A 24,157-nucleotide genomic window follows, 5' to 3' on the forward strand; every position below is an offset into this window, starting at 1 on the left:
AAGGTTTATTTAAAAACACTGTCAACTTTCACTACTTCAATATTGTTAGCCGGAATAGCTAATGCGTAATCGGCAATAACTTTATCCTCTGCAACAAGCGCCGCTGGTTTTTCTGTGTTGTAAACCATTGGCGATGTTTGCTCTGACACTAAACGTTTTTTCATGTCTTCACCGTCACCGGTAATAAACACGTACTGCACGTTATCGGTTTGTAGATTATCTTTAATCACACGATTCACATCAGCAAGCGTTAGCTTTTCAAGTTTACTTGTTACATATTTTACAAACGATTCTGTGTTATAAAATTCGCTATCAAGTGCATAACCTAACTGGCGGTTTTGACTTGCTACAAGCTGCGGCACGTAGTTAATTAAAAAGTTACGTGTTGCCTCAAAGTCTTTTTCGGTTAAGCCGTTTTTAATAAGCTTATCCAGCTCAAATAATGCGGTACGCGTTGCAAAGTGCGCGTCGTTGTTAGAGCGAAGTGGGCGCAACCATACTTGGAATATTTGCTCAGAACGCCCTAAATTTGCATCAGGCTTAGTTTGAAACATACCACGTGGGAAGTATTCAATATATGCGTAATCGCCGTAGTTCATACCGCGCGTTTGACGAATTCGCTCATATAAGTATGAGTTAGAGCTACGATGCTCACCAAAATACGAACGCACAAGCCAAAGGGCAGTCCAATCTTCGCTGCTGCGAATAGTATCAATTGGGAAGCCAAACGACACTGCCGTCGATTGCGCTGATTTTTCTACAATCGTTGCATGATGGCCTTTAAGTACTGGTGCATCAGGAATACTTAAACGGCTTTGCTCGCCTTTAGGTAAGGTTGCTAAATCGCTCATAATATTTGCTTTAAGCGTTTTTGGCACGGCGCCAATTAAACCCAGTGTTAGTTTAGATTGAGTAAGCTCTGAATTGTAAAATGCTTTTACATCATCAAGCGTTAATCCTTCTAAATCAGAAATATCACCGTAGTTGTAGCTTTCATATGGGTGGCCTTTGTAAAGCGTGCTGTAGAGTACTTCTTTACCTAGCTCTTCATCGTTAGATGCTTTTAATCCCGACTTAATACCGTCGATCATTTCTTTTTTAAGGCGTTTAAAGTCATCGTCTCTAAAGCCTGGGTTAAGTAATTGTTCGCTTACAAGTGCATACCAAGTTTCAGCGTTATCTTTATGAATACGCCCTTGGAACGACAGCATTTCTTTGTCAATCTGATAACTAAAACTGCCTGCAAGTGGATAAAGCGCTTTTTGAATTTCTTTGTAGCTGGTACTTTGCGACCCACCTTGAGCAAGCATTGCGGCGGTAAGCGCAGCTACACCTTTTTTACCTTGAGGATCAGCAGCTGCCCCTGTATTAAATAAAAAGTTTACATCAATCAGCGGCGAGCTATTGGTTTTATCAAGCACTTTAAATACAGGTGCCTCTGGGGCTTGTTCAAGTTTTGCAACTACTGCACTTAAACTCGCCTCTTCTGCAAACCCCGGTGCTTTATCAAGTGCCGACATAGTTACAGTAGTACGCGTGTTATCTACAAAGTATTTATTAGCAACCGCTTTAATATCTTCTGCTGTGATGTTGTCGGCTGATTTATAAAGCTGGTTAATAACCTCAGGGTCGCGCTCAAAATGCATGTAACTTGCAAGCGTTGATGCAATTGCTTGCGAAGAATCTAAACCATTAATAAAGCCATATTTAAGGTTGGACTTTAAGTCACTTAATTTTTGTGCATCGACCAACTCTGTTCTGGCTTTTGCATAAGTGCGGTTAATTGCATCACGCGCTTTTGCTAAATCATCTGCGTTTTCTACTTTTACAAATACATGCAGTAAGCCTGGATCTTTGGTTTCTGGATTATAAGTAAACATTTGACTCGCTATTTGTTTATCAACAACGAGCTCTTGATATAAATCTGAGTTACTTGAAAAATAAAGCTGCGAGATTAAATCAAGTGCAGCTCTGTCTTTTTTTGCGGGTTCCCACGCAGCACCTTTATACGATACCAATAGCCAATGCCCCGGCAAGGCTTTATTTTGTTCATGCAAATATTTAGGAGCTTGCTGTTTTGGCTCAGCTTTAATATCGGCAACGTAATTGCCTTTTTCCCAACCACCCCAGTGTTTTTTAACCATTGCCATTGTGGCTTTTGGGTCAACATCACCCACAATAACTAGCGATACATATTCTGGCTTATAAAACTTATCAAAAAACTCTTTACCGTAAGCCATTTGGTCTGGCATGGCTTCTATGTCTTCAAAAAAGCCCATTGTGGTGTGTTTATAAGTGTGCTTTTCAAAAGCCTCTGCACGCACAGCACTTAACAACTTACGAATTGGACTGGCGTTATTTTTTAAGTACTCACCTTTTACCGTCAATGCTTCGGTTCTAAATTGCTCTTCGGTGTAGGTTAAGTTTTGGAAAATATCAGCTTCAATCTCAAGTACTTTATCAAGGTGCTGCTTTGAAAAGTTTAAATGGTAGTTAGTGTAATCGTTGGTAGTGTATGCACGGTTATCAACCCCTGCATTTTTGAATATGGCGGTGTATTCGTCTTGTGGAAATTTTTTAGAGCCTTTAAATACCATATGTTCAAAAAAATGAGCAAAACCAGTTTTACCCGCTTCCACTTCATTGCGCGAGCCAACAGAAACCGGTATTTGCAGCGAAACGACATCAGGGTAATCCGTTTTTACAACCATTACACGTAAGCCATTCTCAAGCTCTTCAATTAGGTAATCTTGTGAAAAAACACGGTCATCAGCTTTTTTTATTTGTTCTTGTTTTGCTGTTTGCGTTGTTTCATTTTTTTGCATTGCACAGCCAGTTAAAGCGAGTGATACCGCAAGGCTTGTTGCTAATAGTTTAAATTTCATAATTGTCCTTTAGTAAATTGAGCAAAGTTGTTGTCAAAATATTTACAATTTCACTACTAATTATGCCCCAAAGCCAATGAATATAAGAGCCCTCAGTCGCTTTATTATGTAAACAACTGTGTCATGCACTTAATTTAGGAACTCCTTTGTATGAATAATCCTCACGTTGCTTGAAAAACTTTCACTTAAAAAATCTATCTAGACGTCTAAATGGCTGCTATATTTAATCCATCAACCATTGAGCTGGAATGAGGATTATGGCTTTATCACTTCAAGAGAAAATTGAGGACACTAATCAAGGTGTTTATCTTATTGGCACAACGCCACCCAAAATAGGCACTGATAAAGCGCAGTTAAAAACCATTGCAGAAAAACTATTAGGCCGCTTACACGAAATTGAATACGACGGTGTTGTTATTTACGATATTCAAGATGAGAGTAGCCGTACTAATCAGGCTCGTCCGTTTCCATTTAAGCAAACTGTTGATCCGCGTGAATACAGTAAGTTGTTAAAAGACTTATCACGCCTAGATGTAATTACCTACAAAAGCGTAGCGCAACGCGGTGAGGCTGAATTTAAAGAGTGGCTAGATGAAACTAAAAACGAGTTTGATTTAAAAAATGTCGTTTTAGTAGGTAGCCCATCGTCGGAAGGTGATATTAAACTAAGCCTGCCTGACGCTTATAAAACATTAGCTGAGCAAAGTGATGACTTCTTTTTAGGAGGCGTAACCATTGCAGAGCGACATGCAAGCAAACGCAATGAACACGAACGCTTAATAGAAAAAACAACACAAGGTTGCCAATTTTTTATATCGCAAGCGGTTTATAATGCTCAAGCTACTATTGATTTAATAACAAGTTACGCGCGTACCTGCAAGGCACAAGGCGTTATACCAAAACGTATTATACTCACGTTTACACCATGTGGCGGTGAAAAAACCCTAGAGTTTATGCAGTGGTTGGGTATTTCAGTACCAGAGGCGACCAAATGGCGCATGCTTGACGCAGACAACACCTTGAGTGAATCGGTGCGTATTTGCCGCGAAAATCTCGATTCAATTTTAAAAAGCTGTGCACACCTAGACGTGCCACTAGGTTTAAACATTGAAAGCTTAACAAACCGTAAAGAAGAAATTGACGCATCAATTAACCTATACCGTTTATTAAAAGCAACTATGGAGCTCAACCTAGCTGAGAAACAAATAGCGTAAAGTTAAACTAATTTACACCCTTCTTGGCAAGCTAATGCTTGCCTTTTTTACCTCACCAGCTTATTAAGTAAACAACTCAAAAAAATTAAATACACACCCACTTTGCTATTACTTCAAACATACTTTCAACCTTAATGGGCTTTGAAATATAGCCATTCATACCGCAGTCTTGCGCCTTTAATAAATCCGTTTCTCTTGTATTAGCAGTCATTGCAATAATGGGTAAATTTTTAAACTTTGCTTGTTTTTTTATTTCTATGGCTGCCGTATAACCATCCATTCTAGGCATTTGGCAGTCCATTAACACACCATCGTAAGTTTTATGTTTTAGCGCATCTAATGCCTCAAGGCCATCGTTAGCAATATCAACAATTAAGCCATTTTTACGCAGTATTTGTGTTGCTACTTGTTGATTAAGCGGGTTATCTTCAACCAATAAAATATGAATGCCTTGCAGTTTTGTAGTGTTGTTTTGTGTATTTAAGCTCTCTTGTGATTCTGGTTTTTTTAGTGTTTTTATATGCATAATTTGTAAAAGTACGTTATGCAAAGTACTTTTAATTATTGGTTTTATGAGTACTTTATAAGTGTTATTACCAAACCCTAGTAGGCTTTCGTTTAGCGCTTTATTTTCACAAGGCGCTATTACAATTAGCTTTTTTGCATTTAATTTAAGCTTATTGCGCAAAGACTGCGCAGCACTATCATGATTTAAATTTAAAGTTCGCCAATCTATAAATATAAAATCGTAATCATGTGGCATGCCTAGCCGGTCTAATACTTGGTTGATGTTATTTACAGTGTCAAATTTTACTTCAAAACCTAAAAGCAGCGTTTGTAATGATGTTAACTGACTATCTGAACTCTCAATAACAAGTGCTCGCTTGGCTCTAATTTGTGATATTTCAAACTCATTTTGCTTAGTCGAATAATTGAGTGGAATAGTAAAACTAAAGCAGCTTCCCTTATTTAATTTGCTGTTTACTGTAATATCGCCCTGCATTAGTTCGACCAATGTTTTGCTTATTACCAAACCAAGTCCCGTTCCACCAAACTTTCGGGTTGTCGATACATCAGCCTGAGTAAAAGGTTTAAATAGTGAGTCAACTTGTGTTTGGGTCATCCCAATGCCGTTATCTGAAATAGAAAAAGCAACACTGCAATAACTATCTACTTTCTGAACTAGTTTTACAGCTAATATGACCTTACCCCGTGTTGAAAATTTAAGTGCATTATTTAACAGATTTAATAGTACTTGGTTGAGTCTTAATGCATCACCAATAAAAAAGTCAGGCAGTAAGGGGTCAATATCAAACACCACTTCAATTTTTCTTTGTGATGCTAGCGTGCTAATAATATTTACAAGATTTTCTAGGAAGGTATTAAAATTGAATTCTTTTTGTTCTAGCTCTATTTTACCCGCTTCAACCTTTGAAAAGTCTAAAATATCATTAATTATTCCTAATAAAGACTCTGCCGAATAATGAATTTTTTCAACATAGTCGCGCTGTTTTTCCGAAAGCTCAGTATCTAAAGCCAAATAAGCCATGCCTATTATGGCGTTCATCGGGGTGCGAATCTCATGGCTCATGTTTGCTAGAAAGTCTGATTTAGCCTCATTCGCAGCTTCTGCATCTTGTTTAGCCAGTTCAAGGTCGTGAGTTCTGTTAGCAACCTCCTTCTCCAAATTTTCAGCCGCACCTTTGAGTACCTTATTGGCTTCGTAAAGCTGTAACGATTTGGCTTCAAGTAGTTTTTCAGCTTCTTTTCGTGCCAAACGCTCTCGTTCTAATCTGCGCTGTAAAAGAGCTACATCCATATTTAACCGACCAGAGTTAAGTTAAATGTAGCAACTTGATGATCGTCACTGATATCGCTGCGTATGCTGATATTTTCCTTAAAATGCTCGGCTGCACCTTCTATTAACCCCTCAGCGAGCACTGCAAAGGGATTACTCGAATGGTAAACCATCTGCATTTGAGTATCACTTAATCGCTTGGTTTGAAAACTAGGTAACTCAACGTCGGTGTACAATTTTTCCACTTCTATATGCACGTGTCTATCTATGGTATCTAAAAAATCAAACGTGGTAGTGAGGTTTTCAAAAAACTGTGGATAGTAAACCAAGAAGCGCGTTAACAGATATTTTCCGTACTCTTTAACCAGTACATCTACTGGAACATCGACGATGTTGCTCAACGAAGTCACTAATTTTAAAAGCTCTTGCTTGTTATAGTTACCAACGCTGGTGTAAATCCCATTGGAATCAAGTTCGTTTTGTTCAATAATTTGATCGGCAACGGCAGGTGAAAATGTGCTTTCGACCATTTCTAAAAATTCAGTAAAAATAATACCTTTCATCGCTCTACCAATCTATTAGTCGTAGATTAAGTATAGATTTAAACTGTAATAATGCACATTTGTAAGAAGAAAAAACACTTACAAAGTATTGCGATTTAAAGGGGGGATTATTTATTTTGCCGCTTTATGTAAAAGTGACCATTAAAATAAGCGCAGCTGATGTGTATAAAATTGCTAAATACTATTTAAAACTCATTTTTTATTAACTAAATGGGGCGATTAACTGCCCCATGCTATTGGCTATTATTTACGGCGCCTGCTTGGAGCCCTTTTTCCTGTAATACGTTTTTTATCGCGATCTTTACGCGCTTTGTTGGTGTTTTTTCGGTTATCTTTAGGGGCTTTGTTTAAGTCAGGCTCATAACCTTCTAACCATTGCGGTGCTAAACGCGTATCAAGCAGTACTTCAATTTCTTCAAGTAACCATTGCTCGTCAATACTTACAAGCGACATTGCAAGGCCTTGCTCGCCTGCGCGACCCGTACGGCCTATGCGGTGGACATAGTCTTCAGCTATGTATGGCAATTCAAAGTTAATTACGTATTTAAGCGCCGGAATATCTAAACCACGGGCAGCTACATCGGTGGCAACTAATACGCGAGTAGTACCTTCTTTAAAGTTTTGTAGTGCACGGTCTCGCGCGCCTTGCGATTTATCGCCATGAATGGATTCTGTTTTTAAACCGTCTTTACACATTTCTTTGGCAAGCTTATCGGCCATTTGTTTGGTGCGCGTAAATATAAGTACTTGGCGCCAATTTTTCATGCCGATCATATGCGATACAAGTTCGCGCTTACGGTCTTCATCAACAGCGTAAATAATTTGCTCTACTTCAACGGCGGCTGAGTTACGTTTATCAACTTCAATCAGCTCGGGGTTTTTAAGTAGTTTTTTACTTAGCTCAAACACGCTGTCATCGAATGTGGCTGAGAACAATAACGTTTGGCGATCGCCTGGAATATGGCGCAAAATACGTTTTATTTCATCAATAAAGCCCATGTCGAGCATGCGGTCGGCTTCATCAAATACTAATGAATCAACACTAGAAAGCACCACACTGCCTTTGACTATATGATCGAGCAAACGACCTGGTGTTGCCACTATCACTTGCGCCGTTTTAAGTGCTTTAATTTGCGGGCCAATACTTGCGCCGCCATACGCTAAAGCACCCTGAACATTACTGCCTTGAGCGTATTTTTCAAAGCTTGCAAACACTTGCTGAGCAAGCTCTCGCGTAGGCGTTAAAATGACCACTCGGGCAATGCCTTGCTCATCTTTTTTTGGTGTATTTAAAAGCTTATGTAGTAGTGGCAATACAAAGGCGGCTGTTTTACCTGTGCCAGTTTGCGCGCTGCCCATTACATCGTTGCCCGCGAGAATTGGCGGAATAGTTTTAATCTGAATTGCGGTTGGCGTAGTGTAATTATTTTGCTCAATCGCTGTTAATAATAACGGGTCGAGATTAAGTGATGAAAATGATGTAGCAGACATAGGCTTAGCTTTAAAATAACAAAGAGCGCCATTATACCTGAGCTTTAGCAATAAAAAAGGCGCTATCAATAGCGCCTCATTTAAATGCTGATTTTAAACTGGTTTTAAGGTCGCTTTTCGCTCATTATAAAATGCGATTAAGTCATCAACCGTTGCTTGGCAGTATTCACGAATACCCGAAACCACCATGTGCTTTTCACCAAAACCAACTTTTTCGCCGTTTTCTAACAGGTTAAAACGCAGGGTAATTTTGCCGCGCTTACCTGTATATTCAAAGCTTGGCTCTGCAAATTCAAGCGTTGGTGCTTTAATCTCAATGTTATCAAGGTTAATAATCATCGATTCGTAAATAACCATAGGGCGCGCTGGGTTAATCATTACATCTTGCTTACCCATTAGCGGAATAATGACATGTGGGAATGCCGCACCAGAAAACTCAACATAGTTTTTTATTAGGCTATTTGTAAGTGTTGGGCATTTGCTGGTTTTGCCTTCGCGTTTTACCTTTAAAATTACCTTATCGCCGTTGGTTACATCAAACTCATCATCCCCTTGTGGAAAATTAAGTTTGGTATTTTCGTCAACCATGCCAGCAAAGGTAAACTCCATTCGCTCACTTATACCGTAGCGGTCTAACACTAAAGAAAAAAGTAAGTCTCCTGGCGCGCAAAACTTTTTGGCATCTTTATCATGAAGTGGATTGTAATCATCTGCAACGCACTTTGCGAAACGACACCCTTGCTCACGAGAGATAGAAACATAGTCAGCGTGCTGCTGAAAGTAAGGACTTAACATAGTTTGTTCACTGCTTAAACTGCTTATAACTTACCCATACTACCAGAAAAAATTTAAAGAGAGGTCGAATCACTTACAAAATGATACAACTTACTTTTGTTTTTGTTTTGCTTGCTTTTGTTTTTATTGATAATTTGCTCTTAAGCCAACAATAACTAAGGGATTAATCATTATGCTTCGTATTTTTGCTGTAACCTGTGTGCTAACTGCACTAACTGGGTGTTCTGGCGTTACTTACCATACCAATATAAACAACGATGTTTTAGGTGATGAAATTGGTACTTATGTAAAGAAAAGAGATCTGCATCAATTTTATAGTGACCAACAAGCCCATGAAAGCGGTGCTTCATTATTAGGCCGAATTAAAGGCGAGAGCTGTAATGGAGATGGCCGAGGTGCAAACAGTAACGTTAGTTACAATCGCGCTAAATCAAGTGCCATAGATTCACTTAAAGCGGATGCAATGCGCAGAGGCGGTAATGCCTTTACTATTAATTCTTGTAGAGAAACTCCTCAATCTTATTGCGACATTTCGGTTACTTGTACTGGTCAAGCTTACGACTTGAAATAAATGCAGTAATACCAGAACTAATTAACACTGGCTCCCTAAAACAAAAAAGCCGAGCTTATTTAATAAGATCGGCTTTTTAAAAAGTATGACTAAAGATTATGCGCTTGGGTATGTGCGGTACGCACGCTCAATATTTTTAGCCTGCTTTTTAGAAATACCTAAATGAGCGAGTGCTACACGTAAACGCGCACGTGATAGGTCAGAGCCTAAAATTTCCATTGCATCAAGTACCGACGTTGATGACGTTTTACCCGTGATTGCTACAAATATTGGCTCTAAAAAGTCTTTAATTTTAAGCTCGTGGAATGTGGCAACCTCTTTTGCAATGGCAAAAATAGCTGGCTTATCAAAACTACGTAAGCCTTCTAATTGCCATACAAAAAATTGTAGTGCTTGGCGTATTACATTTTCGTCGGCTTTGCCCGCCGTTAACAGTGCTGGGTCGTAAGTTGGAATACCACCTACAAAATGACCTGCTAAATCAACCATATCCGACAGCGTATTAATACGCGTTTTAGCTTCTGGTAATACTTTAGCTAGCATTTCGCCGTTAAACTTCCAATCAACAAAGCGCTGCACAAGCTCTTCGTCAGTCAAGTTTTCGCGGATCCACGTCCCGTTTAACCAGCTTAACTTATCTACGTCAAATACTGGGCCACCAAGCGATACACGTTTCATGTCAAAGTGTTCAATCATTTCATCAAGTGTGAACTTTTCACGCTCGTCTGGCATTGACCAGCCCATGCGGCCTAAGTAGTTAAGTACCGCTTCTGGTAGGTAACCCATTTCTTTGTAGTAATTGATACTTGTAGGGTTTTTACGCTTAGAAAGCTTTGACTTATCTGGGTTACGTAATAATGGCAGGTGCCCAAGAACTGGCGCTTCCCAACCAAAATCTTCGTAAAGCTTTAATAATTTAGGTGCTGAGTTAATCCATTCTTCACCACGGAAAATATGGCTAATTTGCATGTGGTGATCGTCTACCACATTTGCTAAGAAATACGTTGGGAAGCCATCGGCTTTTAATAGCACTTGCATGTCTACGTTTTCCCACGGAATCTCAATCTCGTCGCGTAGGTAGTCGTTGAACTTAAAGGTCCCTTCGCTTGGAATTTTCATACGTATAACGTAAGGCTTACCTGCAGCTAGGTTAGCTTTAATTTCGTCTTCTGTGTGGTTTAAACCACGACCGTCGTATTTAGGACGCAGACCTTCAGCCATTTGCTCTTCGCGCATTTGGTCAAGCTCTTCGCTTGTTGCAAAACAGTAAAATGCTTTGCCTTGCTCAACAAGTTGGTGTGCGTATTTTTTATATAAATCGCTACGTTCAGACTGACGGTAAGGGCCAAATTCACCGCCTACATCAGGGCCATGATCCCACTCAAGACCTAACCAACGTAGGCTATCCATTATCGCTTGTTCCGACTCAGGTGTGCTTCGTACTTGGTCTGTATCTTCGATACGAAGAACAAATTCGCCGCCTTGCTGCTTAGCAAAACAGTAGTTAAATAATGCAATATAAGCGGTGCCAAGATGCGGGTCACCAGTAGGTGACGGGGCAACACGAGTACGGATTGTCATGATAATGTCTCTTTAAATAAGTGAGATAAAAATTAAATGAATCGTTTAAGCAGCTACTTTATTTAAGTACGCAATAATATCGTTAGATTCGTAAAGCCATTGAGTTTGGCCATTTTGCTCTATACGTAAACAAGGCACTTTTATTTTGCCACCTTGTTCTAGTAGCTCTTGACGATATTGCTCATTGTCTTTTGCATCGCGTGTTTCTATGTTTAAGCCTTCGCGCTTAATAGCACGGCGTACTTTCACACAAAACGGGCATGCTTTAAATTGGTAAAGTTTAAAATGAGAGGTTTGCAGATCAAGCTTGGCTTGCTCTTCGCTTGCACGCTTTTTACTACGAGGAGTAAATATAAAATTAAAGAATAAAATTATACAACCTAAAAACCAACGAACGAATTTCATGCTTAATACTCTGACTACAACAATTTAAGGAGCCAGATTTTAGCACAAATTTACAATCAAAAAAGCTCAATACTATTGAGAAATCCTGACTTCTTTGCTGAGCGTAAGTTCGTGACATGATGTCACCTTATTCCGTCCTGTTTTTTTTGAGTGATATAACGCTATGTCGGCTTGGTTTACTATGCTTGAAACGGTATCAGCGCTTTGTAGTTCTAAAAAGCCAATGCTAATTGTTAACTGCTGTATGTGCTCAAAATCATGACTGGCTACTCGCTGTCGTAAACGGGAGAGTGCATTAAGTGCATCCGTATTTGTTTGCGACTGAAACACTATTGCAAACTCTTCCCCTCCGTATCTAAAAGCATAATCTTCAATTCTAAAATTATTTTTTATGAGTTTAGCAACTTGTGCAATTACACCGTCACCAACTACATGGCCAAATGTATCGTTAACATTTTTAAATAAATCAATGTCAACAATGGCTAAATACCAACAGCGTTTTGTATCTGCTTTCTCTCGGGGTAATAAAAAGCCATTACCGGTGACTATTTCCATTACTTTTTTGTCAAAGGTTTGCCGATTTAAAAGCCCCGTTAAAGGATCAAGCCGCGACTTATGCAAAATCCATAATTGATTCGCATACACATTTAAAATGTACATCGCTAATGCACTTATTCTATCGGTTATTAACTGCTTGGTTTTAATTATTAAAACACCCAGAATGGTATCGCTATGATTAACCGGGATGTATGTTGTTACATCATCAGTCGTATGAATAACCCTTGTTTTACTAGGTGTTGCTTTATTGAGTATTAATTGGGCTTGACTGGGCTCTAAGTATGTTAAGTTGCTGTGTGTGTTTATCAGTATTGGTGGGGCTTGCAAGGTAACGTGCTTGTTTATGTAAATCGCAAAATTATTTACGCTTAGTAAGTCACCTAGCACGTCTATTAAAGCCGAATCTAAATGGCTTTCGTCTTCCTGACAAGTGAGTTCGACTACCCACTCGTGGCCACATGAATTGGCTTGCATTGCCACACCCAATTTGAATAATTTTTAACCATTGTAGACGTAATCTATAACTTTACTAAATAATTAGACAGTTAATTAAAATACATGCTTTTTAGCTAAGCATTAAAGTAGTACCAAATCATCCCTATGCAATACTTCTGCCCCAGCGTCATAACTAAGTAACTGTGCAATATTTTTTGAATGTGCGCCTTTAATTTTATTAACCTCCGAGCGACTAAAGCGGGTTAAACCACGCGCAATTACTTGGTTATTTGTATCAATCAAATCTATTAAATCACCACGCTCAAAATCCCCAAAGGCACAAGTGACTCCTTTGGCCAATAAACTTGCCCCATTATTTTGCAGCGCACGAATAGCGCCTGCGTCTATTGCTATTTGCCCATTACTTTTAGGCCCGGCTAATAACCATTTTTTGCGACCATCTTTAGGCGCTGTCAACTTTAAAAAGCGAGTACCCGGTAATTGCTCGCTCATGCATTTTAAAATAACGTTGCTGCCAGCGCCTTTGGCAATAATAACTTCAACGCCTGCACGCCTTGCTATATCAGCCGCTTGCAGCTTTGTTGCCATACCGCCAGTGCCTAAGTTAGTACCACTGCCACCAGCAAGTTGACGCAGTTCATCGTTTATGTGAGTTACTTCGTCAATAAGTTTTGCATCGGCATTGGTGCGCGGATCGCTGGTAAACAAGCCGTCTTGATCGGTAAGTAATAGTAATTTGTCTGCATTAGCTAATATAGCCACCAAGGCCGATAGGTTATCGTTATCACCCACTTTTATTTCGCTCGTCGCCACCGCATCGTTTTCATTTATAATAGGCACCACGTTGTAACTAAGTAAGGCCGTTAATGTATCGCGTGCGTTTAAGTAGCGCTCCCTGTCATCAACATCAGCGCGTGTTAGCAGCATTTGCCCTACGTTTACACCATACAAGGCAAACAAACTTTGCCATATATGAATAAGTTGGCCCTGCCCAATGGCGGCTAACATTTGTTTATCCGCTAAGCTCGTACCACAGGATTTTAATAGTTGCTCACGGCCTGCAGCTACGGCGCCGCTCGATACTATAACAACCTGATGCCCCTGCTTTTTAAGCTCGCAGCATTGGCGAACTAACTCAACCATATGAGCTTTATCTAGTTTATCGGTGCCACCAGTTAGTACGCTTGTACCTAACTTTACAACTATTATCTGTTCCCTTTGCATTGTTTTTAGCTATTAAAATTTTATTATGATTTAACTTATACCAGCTCGGTATTTTTGAACAAGTTAAAAATATTCATGCTAGGATCGCGCTATATTTTATTGTTTAAATTACGTCTTATGCCTGCCAGTTTATGTTTAATTATTGCCACTTTTTTATGGGGCAGTTCGTTTATAGCGCTTAAATACGCCATTGCCATTTACGATCCAGCGTTAGTGATATTTTTACGTATGCTTACTACGCTCGTTATTTCATTGTGTTTATGGCGTTATGTTATTCGCTTTGAATATCAAAAAGGTGATTGGAAGTATTTAGTGGGCATGTCACTTGCTGAGCCGTGCTTGTACTTTTTATTTGAAGGGCACGCAATGGAATATACATCGGCATCTCAGGCGGGTGTTATTGTGTCGTGCTTGCCAATAATAGTGGCGTTTTTAGCATTTTTTATGCTCAAAGAATACATAAGTAAAGCCATTGTAGTGGGCTTTACGCTATGTATTGGCGGCAGTATTTTACTTACGCTACTCTCGCCAAGTTCAGAACAAGCACCTAATCCTATTTTGGGTAACTTTTTAGAGTTAATGGCTATGGTGTGCGCTGCATTTTATACTGTTAGTATTAAGCACTTAGCAAACCGGTATTCACCACTGACTTTAATTGCATTACAAGGCATTAGCGGGAGTTTGTTTTTTGCCCCCTTTTTATTTTTTATTGACCTACCCAGCGAAAATCAACACGACCTAACGGCACTTATGAGTATTTTATATTTAGGCTCTTGCGTTACTTTAGGCGGTTACGGTATGTACAACTATGCAATTAGCAAGGTATCGGTGCTTACTGCGGCGGCGTATTCAAATTTAATTCCTATTTTTACACTTATCTTATCGGCCATTATTTTGGGAGAAGTACTTACACTTTGGCAGTGGCTTAGTATTTTTGTGGTATTTATTGGCGTTATGGTTAGTCAGCGCCATCAAGAGCTTGTTGTTGATATACCACTTAGTGAATCTGGTGAAGATATTTCTGCCGATACCAATAACCTCAAATCGGTGCCCGATGCTAATGCATCAAAGGGATAACAGGTAAGTAAATAAAGCCCCGGTGTGCGTAAAAAGTCATGCTGCGATTGATGAATTATATCAACCGCCGTGACTTTATACTGCTGTAACTCCCCGCTTTGTAACTGCATAGTAAACTGCTCCCCTACTTTGGCGTGCTGTAAAAACGCAAAGTGGGTGTCGTTATGACCTGCTATTAGCGCTCCCTTCTGGCGATTGCCCAATTCCCCCGCGGGCAAAAAATGGCTTGGTGCAAATGCTAAATTTCGACCACTCGCACCACCAAGCACACTTAACGTTTTATTATGCGATGGAAAGTGAAGCTGCGCGGTTACAAAACTGTCAGCATAAAACCACGGTTTTACTTTTTTACCAGGCTCTGCAAGCGCTTGCTGCCACGCATGCTCAATCAACACTTGTGCAAGCCATGCCTTTGCTTGCATATACACACCGTGGCCAAACAAGCTGAGCCCAGCAATTAATAGCCCTGCACTTAACCACTTTTTCATGTTTTAACGCGTCTTTTTAATTTAAGAGCACCAAACGTTATAAGTAACATACTACCCAACATTATATGCAGCCTACTTTGACCATCGGTTTGCGGCAAACGCATTTCCATCCCTTGCGGTACTTGGTTAGCGGCTTGCGCTGTTTGATCTGCAACGTCTTTAATTTGAGTGTGTTCAATGGCAATAAACGCAGTAAATGGACTTAAAAGCTGATGCGTTAAAGCTAATTTTTGCACCTCGTCTTTAACACTACTTTGCTCGTTGTATAAAAGTAACGATTTAATTTTTTGACGCGCCCACAGTTTTGCTATGCCTTTGGCTTGAGAGCTATTTTGTGTGCTTAATTTAATACTTAAAGGCCCTTGTGCTGTTTGCCCTGTCAGTATCACACTTTTAGCATCATTAAGCTTTATAGCAACCATAACTGGCTCACCAAAATATAAATCAGGCAGTGGTGACGGCCAAAAATCTAAGCTGTTACCGTTTTCATCGCTTAAAGCGAGGTCTGTAATGGCTGGGTGGGCGAGCTTATCAAATAACTGCTGCATTTTAGGCTGTACTTCTTGTGTGCTGCCAATAAAAGTAAATGTGCCTTTGCCTATATCGGCTGCACGGCGCATAAAAAAGCTATTAGGCGCGCTACCAATTCCTACCGTAAATAAACGGCTATCACCTAATTTAGCCTGAATATTTTTAAATAAAGTAGCTTCGTTACTTACACTGCCGTCGGTTAAAAACACCACTTGGCGTACAAAGCCATCAAACGTACTGCCATCAAGTACCGCATCAAGCGCGCCTTGGATTTCGGTGCCACCATCGGCTTCAAGGCTGTAAATAAAACGCTCTGCTCGGCGTAAGTTAAAATCACTGGCTATAAGAGGCCTATCACTCATGGCGGTAACATTATTATCAAAACCAATAATGTTAAAACTGTCGTCGCTTTCAAGTAACGACAGGGCATAAAATAATGCCTTTTTGGCCTGCTCAATAGACTGCCCATGCATTGAGCCCGATGTATCTACTACAAATACCATTTCTCGGGGTAAGCGCTGAGTTTGCGTAAAATGATCTCCAGGCGGCATTAACATAGCAAGGCCATAGCGGTCTGCGTTTTCAAACTGCTGGGTAAAAAAGGCAGCTTGCGCGTTTTCTTTTTGAAGCGGCTTAAACGCTAAAACAAAGTCACGATTAGCCCCATTTGTATCGTTCAGTGCTATTTTATATTGCCCAAACGCGGGATTATTAACATTAATACGGTGATGTTTAGAGGTTATATCAACAAGCTCTAATCCCACATCTATGTCTATGTTTAAAGTAAACTCACTGCTAGGTGCATCATTATTTTTTTGAACGTTATATACCGGTCTTAGCCAACCACTGGGCGCTAAGTTTTGATCCATAAGGCTTGAACTAGGCTGTTCTAATGTGCCATTTATTGCATGGTAGCGCGGCGTAATTGTGGTAGGGAAACGAATGGTAAAAGTGCCACTGCGGTAATTAATAATTTCTTGATACTCAAGCTCAATGGCCACCTGTTCACCAGGGCCAATATTTGCCACATTAGTGACAAACATATTTGCCCGTTGTTGACGCACCAATGCAGCCTGCTTTCCTGCCTTTTGAGCTTGTGCGTATTTTTTTTCGGCCTCAATTTTTTTATCTATGTGCCCTTTAATAACGCGCTCACCAATACGCATTGTCATGGCGTGCACTGCACTTTCGTCGGGTAGTGGAAACACATAACGAGCATTCACCGCAAATGGGTTTTCGTTTTGATAAGTTTGCTTAACGACAACATGGTTAATTAACCCTGTTACTGTCATATGAGCGTCGCTTTTTAATATTATGGCAGGGCTAACGGGCTTACCTAAGGTATCGGTTAGTTCAAGCTTTGGCGATTGCGCATAGCTGCTATTACTTGCTAATAGCGCTATTGCCATGAATATAAAAATGCTTGCCTTAACAAGCATTTTGGTTGGGTTACTCAACATAAAATCACTCCATCGAATGCTAAAATTAGTTACTCGCCGTTTGGCCATTTACAGGCGCTAGTGAACGGGTAGTCAGCGTTACTCGACGGTCAAAAAAGTTATCTTCTGTGGTATTGCTATTTGCCAATGTGTGTTGTTCACCAAAGGCTTGCGTACTTAAACGTTTGTGGCTAACGCCGTGTTTTATTAAATAACTTTGCACTGCATTTACACGCTTTTTAGAGAGCAGAAGGTTGGCTTGCTCATCGCCTCGTTGATCGGCAAAGCCACTTAAATCTAGGGCTAATTGAGGTTGGTTGTTTAAAAGTACAACTAGCTGGTCAAGCTGTTTAGCAAAGTGAGGCGCTATAGTGCTTGAACCCGTTTTAAATTGAACGGTCATCGCAAGTAGGTTATTAATTTGAGATTGTGTTAACTGCTCGTTTTGCTGTGCTAGCACCTCTAATTGCTGCTCTAACAGATTGTTATGATTAAGTACGTGTTGATAGTCGTTGGTTTTTTGTTTCATTACAGCCAAAGCGCGTTGTTGTTCGTCAATTTTGTTGTCGGCGACTTTTGCACCCCCAATTAAGCCACCAGCAAATGCGCCTATAAACGCGCCAATTGGTCCACCAACCACACCACCAATAATAGCGCCTGTTCCTAAACCTATTGCGGTTTCTTGAGTTGCTTCTTTTGAGGGCGAATGTTCAGATGCCGATGAAAATGTCGGAGTAGAAAAACCAGCAACAAGCGTTAGCGCGATTAATGTCTTCTTCATAATATGATCCTTAAAATTGATTTAACTTTGTGATGTTTTGTTTCGATAGGTGCATTAAAACAACACCAAGTGGCAACAAAGGGGAGCAAAAATGGCAAACCGCTGAGCAATTGTGGCAAAAAAAAGGCAATTGCCTTTTTAACCGTACATAGCTGAAAAACTTCGATATAGTGCGTTTTAAAATAAATAAGGGTGTGTAGAATGAAAAAAATAGCCATCATTGAAGATGAAACCGCCATTCGCGAAAACTACATGGAAATGTTAGGCGCACAAGGCTACCAAGTGAGTGGTTACAGCGACCGCATAACGGCAGAAAATGCATTTAAAGACGCACTCCCGGATTTAGCCATCGTTGATATAGGCCTTGGCCACGAAATTGATGGCGGCTTTTTACTGTGCCAAACCCTCCGTACCTTATCTAAAACGCTCCCTATTATTTTTTTAACCGCACGCGATAGCGAAATAGACACGGTTTGCGGCCTACGTATGGGCGCTGACGACTACTTAACAAAAGACATTAGCTTGGCACACTTAGCAGCACGAATAGGTGCATTATTTCGTAGAATGGAAGCCCTTGAACACCCCGCCGATGCCAATGCACTTATAACACGCGGGCAGTTAACGCTCGACACACAGCGCATGCAAGTATTTTGGCAACAGCAATTAGTGGATTTAACCGTGACCGAATTTTGGATGCTACATTCACTGGCGCAGCGCCCAGGCCATGTAAAAAGCCGTAACGATTTAATGAGCGATGCAAAAATATATGTGGACGACAGCACCATCACCTCTCACGTTAAACGCATTCGCAAAAAGTTTATAGCCCTCGACTCCCAATTTGATTGTATTGATACCGTGTATGGTATGGGTTATAGGTGGGAGCAACATTAATGCTTAGATTTGGCCTACGTAGTAAGTTTATTGTGCTTTCTTGTTTTTTATTTTTACTGCCGTGGCTAGGCTACGAGTACGTATGGGAAATGGAAAAGTTTTTACGCCAAGGCCAAGAAAAAACTCTCGTAGGCACAACGCGTGCACTTGCCACTGCTCTGCACGAACGCCCTGCCTTATTTGACGAGCAAACCAATTTTTTAGACCAAGTAATAAAAGGCCGCGATTTATACGCCTACAACTTAAAAAATCCTATTCAGCTCGACGGCAAACTAACCGACTGGGAACCCTACAAAGCGCTATTTTGGCATTACGATAAACGCTATTTACAAAAAACCAATAAAAACCACCAAGCCAGCGATTTGTCATTCGACCACATGGTAGGCAAATTTGATAACTACTTATATGCCGTTTTTAATGTGACCGACAACACACTTATTTATCGTGCTAAAAACAGCTTAAGCATTACTAATAACGACCATTTAAAAATTGGTTTAAAAGCCCCTGATGGCCAATTTAATACCTATATCATCGCCCCTAGGCAAGACGGCTGGGTTAACGCATTTAATGCAGACACCAAAGCACCACTTACAAAAATTCAGGGCTATTTTAAACGCACCCAAACAGGCTACACCGTTGAACTGCGCTTTCCGTTAGCCATGCTAGGAAACAAACTGGGTTTTGCTATTGTAGATACCGATAGCTTAAGCGAATTACCTAACGCTAACGTTATGTCGACCTCTAATTTAAATAACCCAAGCGATTTAGGCTCAGTGCTTGTGCCTTCACCAGAAATTAGCCGCATTTTAAAAGGGATGGGCCACAGTGGCAGCCGTATATGGGTTGTAGACAATCATCACCGCGTACTTGCGCAATCGGGCACGATTCAAAACGCTGATGGAGTATGGGCCGATGGCCTTAAAAATCAGCCACCCAAAAATGCCTGGCAACGCTTTGAGCAAACCTATTTGCACCCACTTTATTATAAAATTTTAACCCGTCCTGAAAACGAATTTATAGATACCCTTCACGATGTAGCATCTATGCAAGGCAGTCATTTAGCTAATGCATTAAAAGGCCAACCTGCATCGTCTTGGCGGCTTACCCCCGATAGCAAAGCCGTTATTTTATCTGCCGCCTACCCTATTTGGATTGAAGACAAAGTCATTGGTGCAGTAATAGCAGAAGAAACTACAAATGGTGTGCGTACGCTTCGTAATAAATCGCTCGAAAAGTTATTTAACGTTATTTTAGCCGTTATGCTGATTGGTACCGTGACTCTATTCTTTTTTGCATCACGAATATCGAGCCGTATTAGGCGCCTTCGCGATACCGCAGAGCAAGCAATAGATGCACAAGGGCGTGTTACCGGCAGTATTAGTTACAGTGATTCTAATGATGAAATTGGCGACCTGTCGCGTAGCTTTGCTAATATTGTGAGCCGATTGGGCGGCTATACCGACTATTTAGAAAACATGTCGTCGCGTTTATCTCACGAACTACGCACGCCTGTTGCCGTGGTGCGTTCATCCCTTGAAAACTTACAAAGTTTGGAACAAACCGAGCTTAGCCAAAAATACCTCGATCGCGCCAGTGAAGGCGTAGAGCGCTTAGGTAAAATAATTACCACCATGAGTGAGGCTACTCGCCTTGAGCAAAGTATTCAAAGTAACGAGCCTGAGCCTTTTGATTTACAAAAAGTAATAAATGGTTGCATGCAAGGCTATCAGCTTACTTACCCAAACCAGTTATTTACGCTTGATGTATGCCAAAACAAATTACCTATGCAAGGCGCACCTGAGTTTATAGCGCAGCTGCTTGATAAGCTCATTAATAACGCATTAGAGTTTAGCCAAGCTAATACCGCGATTAACGTAACGTTACAAAGCAAAGATACACAAGCAGTTCTAAGTGTAAGTAACACAGGCCCATTATTACCCGAAGGGTTGAGCGAGCACATATTTGATTCTATGGTGTCTGTGCGCAGCCAGCACATGCAGCAACAACCGCATTTAGGCTTGGGGCTTTATATTGTAAGGCTGGTGTGCGATTACCATAAAGGCAGTGTAACTGCGCAAAATAACACACAACATAATGGGGTCACTTTTACAGTGAGTTTGCCGTTAGCAAATTAGTTGAAAATTATTTAGTGTTAAGTAGTTTTTAGCCTAACCTAGCGGGGAAACTTGTAAGACTTAATTAAACCAAGGAGCTTAATACCTGCTGATTACAAACCATTAGAAAAACGGCGATTAAAGTATAAAGTAGTGGGTAAACGGGCATCAAAACGTAAACGTCATTTTACTGAGATTTAATACTAGTGCTAGCTGCTAACTTTTAAAGTTAAGTAAATATAACCAATATATAAAATTACAAACACATACCCTATAGATATCAAACTATTAATGCCCCATACACCGTACCAAAACTTACCATAAAAATAAGTGTTCGCTCTTAACTTAGCATTAAATAGTGCGATAGATGAAGGTATTAACAACAAGGCTGAAAAACCAAAAAGTGGTGCTACACCAAACATTAAAAACAAGCCAATAGCACCTTCTACTGAAGCGCTACTGTCAGGCGAAAGCGGAGCTAAAGCCCAAAACAAACACAAAAATGATACTATTGATGTCAATAAACCTAAAAATTGAATTGAACGCATACCTTCCTTGTTAACCCCGCTAAAAATTATGACTTTGTTAGAGCTAGTAGTTTTTCAGCTGCACGCTCACTTACGGTTTGCCACGAATCATTAACTAATATTTTTAAAACTCGCTCGGTAACCTTGCCATTATTTACCAGTGCGTTTCTTACTGACGGGTCACTGTCAGTCGCAAAGGCTAGCATTAAAGATTCTGTTATTTTTCTTTTTCTTGCAACCATATCTCTAACTTTTGGATCAGGGTGCTTTGATAACACTTCGAGAACTTCGATTGGAACAGCCTTATTTTGTGCCACCCAAAATGCCATATCTGGGTATTTTTCTAGCACACATTTCCATACTTGAATGTCGGCTCCTTCATGAGCAGCGCGACAATACTCCTCTGGAATATTGCTTTCTCTTAATCTTTTAAATTCCTCCGCGCTCTCGATCATAGGTAACTATAGGCTCCTTTTAGGTTAACTCGTTTAAATTTATTTTTATTAATAAAACAACCATATCTGAGTTCCTACTTTGGTTCAACTTGTTAATTAAATTTAGAAAAAACAAAGTAAAGCATTGTTTTTAAATTATATTTTCTCACTTTTTTTAAATTTTCTTTCTCATTTTTATCCAAGTATTAGATTAGTACAGGCTCAGTACTCACTTAACGCGAATTAAAGAATAAAAAAAGGTTGCCTTTATGTAACCTTTGGGTATCATTGATACCTAAGGGTTACATATGGTGTATTTAGGTATCACATAAAACCTTAAGTGGAGTAAATAAAACGCGACATTATTTGGTCGCCACTAAAAAGGGATATACAACAAATGGCAAAATCAATCTCAGTACTACCAGAACAAGAACAGCAATATTTAACAATTACTGGAAAAGCCAGTATTGCTCTAGCGTTTTTCTTGTTAGCAGAGCTGCTTTCAACAGTAATCAGCAAAACCGATTCAGTTATATATTTACTAGTAGATTTAACTTTATTTGCGAGTTTTATCTATTTTCTTGTGTTAGGTACTAAATCGATGAAGTTTGCTAAGCACATATCAAAACTTGGTTTCTGGACATATAAATTTAACGACGAGTATGTGGATTATGTTAGTTCGCTCAGCCTTCGCGCTACTTGTCATATTATGGTAATTGGCGGAGCATTTCTCGCTTATAGTGGCGACAGTAAGTGGTTTGTGGAATTAATAGCCCCTTTCAACCCCACAGATGCACTTCAAATATTGCTTTGCTTAGCAGCTGCTACACATGGCGCATTGATTTTCTGGAAACTTGGCAAGGAAGAGCTTTATGAATGAAGATTTAGATAATCATATTCACAAACTTAGGTTACAACATAAAATATCTCAGCAAGAGTTGGCAGATGCCATAGGCGTTTCTAGAAAAACCATTAGCACAGTAGAAACCGGGCGTTTTACACCGTCGGTGGTTATTGCACTAAAAATAGCGGCTCATTTTTCTGTTTCTGTTGAGCAAGTATTTACCTTGAGGTAAACATTCTGACTCAAGAGCCGATGAAAATGCATTAAGCAAAAACTAATAGCAACAAATCAGGCGCTTTTAATATAATAAGCCTGTGCATCATAAGCCCAACAAATGTTGGGCATATTTAATAATGCGAAGATGCAGCTATAGATTTACTTCAAGTAAGTTTTAGGTTCTACGATATTACTCTAACAATGGACCTGACTGAGATGGAATCACACTATGAGATTACTATGTAGCGCACCTAAATGTTTTTACCTTATGCAACTCGTTTAATAACCACATAGGCAAACAAAGTAAATTGAATTTTTATTGATTTAGAATTGACCGCACTGAATAAAGCGGTAAAAGAAATACACGTGCTTCCTAGCATAATTAAGACTGATATATTTTTATGTAAATTACACTTTAATCAATCTTATGTCTTTAATCATATTCACGGACATTTTTGCCCACAAAAGAATACCAATAAAACCTAAACCAAGTAAGAAGTAGTGCTCAATGTTGCTTAACCCATCAGCATACATAAAGATAATAAAGCTGTACCCAAATAAAAATATCGCAAATAATGGGATGGTAATTATTGCAGCAAATATTTTAAATTTACGTGATTGACGAACCATTGTAAGTACTCCTCTTTATATGTAAGACCATCAAAGTCGACTTAAAATGGTTGGCTTAAATGAAGCAAAGCGAACAGCCCGCTGATATTTAGCCCTTGTTAAATTACTCTTTATATTTTGTTATTTCAGTTCAGACGACAATATTTTTTATATTTTTGTTAAGCGAATCTGTTTCAAATGCTATAGAAACCATTGAAAGTTTCACCACCAACTTTTTTCCCTTAAATAGAGCTAAGTCGGTCCCTATTTCTGCACCATCAATGTCAGAAAGTAAAATAGTTTTATCAATTTTTTTCCAGCTCGATAACCCTTTGAGTAGGATCGATTCACTATCTATTTTGATTTCGTATTGACGAAAACTAGTTACCATCCACCAAGCAAAAATAGATGTTGTAAACAAAGCTAAAATTAACGCCGAAAGTTGTTCAATTAACGATAACGGGGTATTGCTCTCTCTAACTAACAAAAGAGCAGCTGCGTAAATCAGAAAAAATCCGATAAAGTTAAATACTAGTAAAAATATCGATTTAAAAATAATTTGAAATACTGAACTACGAATAACAGACATAGACTCTCTATTAATTTAACGCCGTTTTAAGCGGCAAATTGTAGTTGGCTAAAATAAAGTGAGGTACGAACAAAAG

23 protein-coding genes are annotated in these 24,157 nt (G+C 39.6%); 7 read left to right on the forward strand and 16 right to left on the reverse strand.

The annotated features are described in order from the left end of the window. Positions 1–5 precede the first annotated feature (5 nt). Complete coding sequence (locus tag P20480_RS07370; protein WP_008130388.1) at positions 6–2,885, reverse strand: M16 family metallopeptidase; 2,880 nt, start codon at positions 2,883–2,885, stop codon at positions 6–8. Between the two features lie 257 nt (positions 2,886–3,142). On the opposite strand from P20480_RS07370, the gene P20480_RS07365 reads away from it, so the two are divergent. Then, complete coding sequence (locus tag P20480_RS07365) at positions 3,143–4,099, forward strand: methylenetetrahydrofolate reductase (protein ID WP_008130394.1); 957 nt, start codon at positions 3,143–3,145, stop codon at positions 4,097–4,099. A gap of 85 nt (positions 4,100–4,184) precedes the next feature. On the opposite strand, the gene P20480_RS07360 is transcribed toward P20480_RS07365, so the two are convergent. The 4 genes from P20480_RS07360 to P20480_RS07345 form a co-directional block, all read right to left on the reverse strand. Then, complete coding sequence (locus P20480_RS07360; RefSeq protein WP_008130397.1) at positions 4,185–5,918, reverse strand: response regulator; 1,734 nt, start codon at positions 5,916–5,918, stop codon at positions 4,185–4,187. A 2-nt stretch (positions 5,919–5,920) separates the two neighbouring features. After that, complete coding sequence (locus P20480_RS07355) at positions 5,921–6,460, reverse strand: heme NO-binding domain-containing protein (RefSeq protein ID WP_006791914.1); 540 nt, start codon at positions 6,458–6,460, stop codon at positions 5,921–5,923. Between the two features lie 243 nt (positions 6,461–6,703). Next, positions 6,704–7,951: a DEAD/DEAH box helicase gene (locus P20480_RS07350; RefSeq protein WP_033025545.1), complete on the reverse strand. Its 1,248-nt coding sequence runs from the start codon at positions 7,949–7,951 to the stop codon at positions 6,704–6,706. Between the two features lie 93 nt (positions 7,952–8,044). Next, positions 8,045–8,746, reverse strand: coding sequence for a DUF3581 domain-containing protein (locus tag P20480_RS07345; RefSeq protein ID WP_008130402.1), 702 nt, complete (start codon positions 8,744–8,746; stop codon positions 8,045–8,047). Between the two features lie 172 nt (positions 8,747–8,918). On the opposite strand from P20480_RS07345, the gene P20480_RS07340 reads away from it, so the two are divergent. After that, complete coding sequence (locus tag P20480_RS07340; protein WP_008130404.1) at positions 8,919–9,317, forward strand: hypothetical protein; 399 nt, start codon at positions 8,919–8,921, stop codon at positions 9,315–9,317. Positions 9,318–9,413: 96 nt separating this feature from the next. On the opposite strand, the gene gltX is transcribed toward P20480_RS07340, so the two are convergent. From gltX to proB, 4 genes are all read right to left on the reverse strand, one after another. After that, on the reverse strand, positions 9,414–10,898 hold the full coding sequence (gene gltX / locus P20480_RS07335; protein WP_008130406.1) for a glutamate--tRNA ligase: 1,485 nt from the start codon (positions 10,896–10,898) through the stop codon (positions 9,414–9,416). Between the two features lie 45 nt (positions 10,899–10,943). Further along, positions 10,944–11,303 (reverse strand): glutaredoxin family protein, encoded by a 360-nt coding sequence (locus P20480_RS07330; protein ID WP_006791909.1) that lies wholly within the window; start codon positions 11,301–11,303, stop codon positions 10,944–10,946. A gap of 72 nt (positions 11,304–11,375) precedes the next feature. Next, the gene (locus P20480_RS07325; protein ID WP_008130409.1) at positions 11,376–12,335 is read right to left on the reverse strand and encodes a GGDEF domain-containing protein; all 960 of its coding nucleotides are present in this window, start codon (positions 12,333–12,335) and stop codon (positions 11,376–11,378) included. Positions 12,336–12,437: 102 nt separating this feature from the next. Next, complete coding sequence (gene proB, locus P20480_RS07320) at positions 12,438–13,541, reverse strand: glutamate 5-kinase (protein WP_008130410.1); 1,104 nt, start codon at positions 13,539–13,541, stop codon at positions 12,438–12,440. A 117-nt stretch (positions 13,542–13,658) separates the two neighbouring features. Between proB and P20480_RS07315 the strand changes: the two genes are divergently transcribed. Continuing rightward, the gene (locus P20480_RS07315) at positions 13,659–14,618 is read left to right on the forward strand and encodes a DMT family transporter (RefSeq protein ID WP_008130411.1); all 960 of its coding nucleotides are present in this window, start codon (positions 13,659–13,661) and stop codon (positions 14,616–14,618) included. On the opposite strand, the gene P20480_RS18235 is transcribed toward P20480_RS07315, so the two are convergent. From P20480_RS18235 to pdsO, 3 genes are read right to left on the reverse strand one after another with little or no spacing between them, the layout of a single operon-like run. Next, entirely contained in the window at positions 14,513–15,106 is a 594-nt protein-coding gene (locus tag P20480_RS18235; RefSeq protein WP_033025547.1) for a class GN sortase, read from the reverse strand. The two genes, P20480_RS07315 and P20480_RS18235, sit on opposite strands and share 106 nt — an antisense overlap. After that, positions 15,103–17,097: a marine proteobacterial sortase target protein gene (locus tag P20480_RS07310; protein ID WP_008130412.1), complete on the reverse strand. Its 1,995-nt coding sequence runs from the start codon at positions 17,095–17,097 to the stop codon at positions 15,103–15,105. The genes P20480_RS18235 and P20480_RS07310 overlap by 4 nt, the downstream gene beginning before the upstream one ends. Positions 17,098–17,122: 25 nt before the next feature. Beyond that, positions 17,123–17,857 (reverse strand): sortase-associated OmpA-like protein PdsO, encoded by a 735-nt coding sequence (gene pdsO / locus P20480_RS07305; RefSeq protein ID WP_008130413.1) that lies wholly within the window; start codon positions 17,855–17,857, stop codon positions 17,123–17,125. 201 nt (positions 17,858–18,058) lie between these two features. Here pdsO and pdsR point away from each other — a divergent pair, with 201 nt between their 5' ends. Together pdsR and pdsS are read left to right on the forward strand one after the other, a co-directional pair. Beyond that, positions 18,059–18,748, forward strand: coding sequence for a proteobacterial dedicated sortase system response regulator (pdsR, locus tag P20480_RS07300; RefSeq protein ID WP_006791901.1), 690 nt, complete (start codon positions 18,059–18,061; stop codon positions 18,746–18,748). After that, the gene (gene pdsS, locus P20480_RS07295) at positions 18,748–20,883 is read left to right on the forward strand and encodes a proteobacterial dedicated sortase system histidine kinase (protein WP_008130417.1); all 2,136 of its coding nucleotides are present in this window, start codon (positions 18,748–18,750) and stop codon (positions 20,881–20,883) included. The genes pdsR and pdsS overlap by 1 nt, the downstream gene beginning before the upstream one ends. Before the next feature lie 188 nt (positions 20,884–21,071). Here pdsS and P20480_RS07290 read toward each other — a convergent pair whose 3' ends face one another. Together P20480_RS07290 and P20480_RS18245 are read right to left on the reverse strand one after the other, a co-directional pair. Continuing rightward, positions 21,072–21,410, reverse strand: a complete 339-nt coding sequence (locus tag P20480_RS07290) for a hypothetical protein (protein WP_008130418.1) — start codon at positions 21,408–21,410, stop codon at positions 21,072–21,074. Between the two features lie 26 nt (positions 21,411–21,436). Continuing rightward, on the reverse strand, positions 21,437–21,844 hold the full coding sequence (locus tag P20480_RS18245; protein WP_033025552.1) for a HEAT repeat domain-containing protein: 408 nt from the start codon (positions 21,842–21,844) through the stop codon (positions 21,437–21,439). A gap of 376 nt (positions 21,845–22,220) precedes the next feature. On the opposite strand from P20480_RS18245, the gene P20480_RS07285 reads away from it, so the two are divergent. Together P20480_RS07285 and P20480_RS07280 are read left to right on the forward strand one after the other, a co-directional pair. Beyond that, positions 22,221–22,703 (forward strand): hypothetical protein, encoded by a 483-nt coding sequence (locus P20480_RS07285; protein WP_008130422.1) that lies wholly within the window; start codon positions 22,221–22,223, stop codon positions 22,701–22,703. Further along, positions 22,696–22,899, forward strand: coding sequence for a helix-turn-helix transcriptional regulator (locus P20480_RS07280; protein WP_008130424.1), 204 nt, complete (start codon positions 22,696–22,698; stop codon positions 22,897–22,899). Before P20480_RS07285 ends, P20480_RS07280 begins: the two co-directional genes overlap by 8 nt. A 392-nt stretch (positions 22,900–23,291) precedes the next feature. Here the strand turns inward: P20480_RS07280 and P20480_RS07275 are convergent, their stop codons facing one another. Both P20480_RS07275 and P20480_RS07270 read right to left on the reverse strand, forming a co-directional pair. Continuing rightward, positions 23,292–23,513, reverse strand: coding sequence for a hypothetical protein (locus tag P20480_RS07275; protein WP_008130428.1), 222 nt, complete (start codon positions 23,511–23,513; stop codon positions 23,292–23,294). A 130-nt stretch (positions 23,514–23,643) separates the two neighbouring features. After that, positions 23,644–24,081 (reverse strand): hypothetical protein, encoded by a 438-nt coding sequence (locus P20480_RS07270; protein WP_008130430.1) that lies wholly within the window; start codon positions 24,079–24,081, stop codon positions 23,644–23,646. Between the last annotated feature and the right edge of the window lie 76 nt (positions 24,082–24,157).

This window comes from Pseudoalteromonas sp. BSi20480, assembly GCF_000241365.1.
GTDB lineage: Bacteria > Pseudomonadota > Gammaproteobacteria > Enterobacterales > Alteromonadaceae > Pseudoalteromonas > Pseudoalteromonas marina.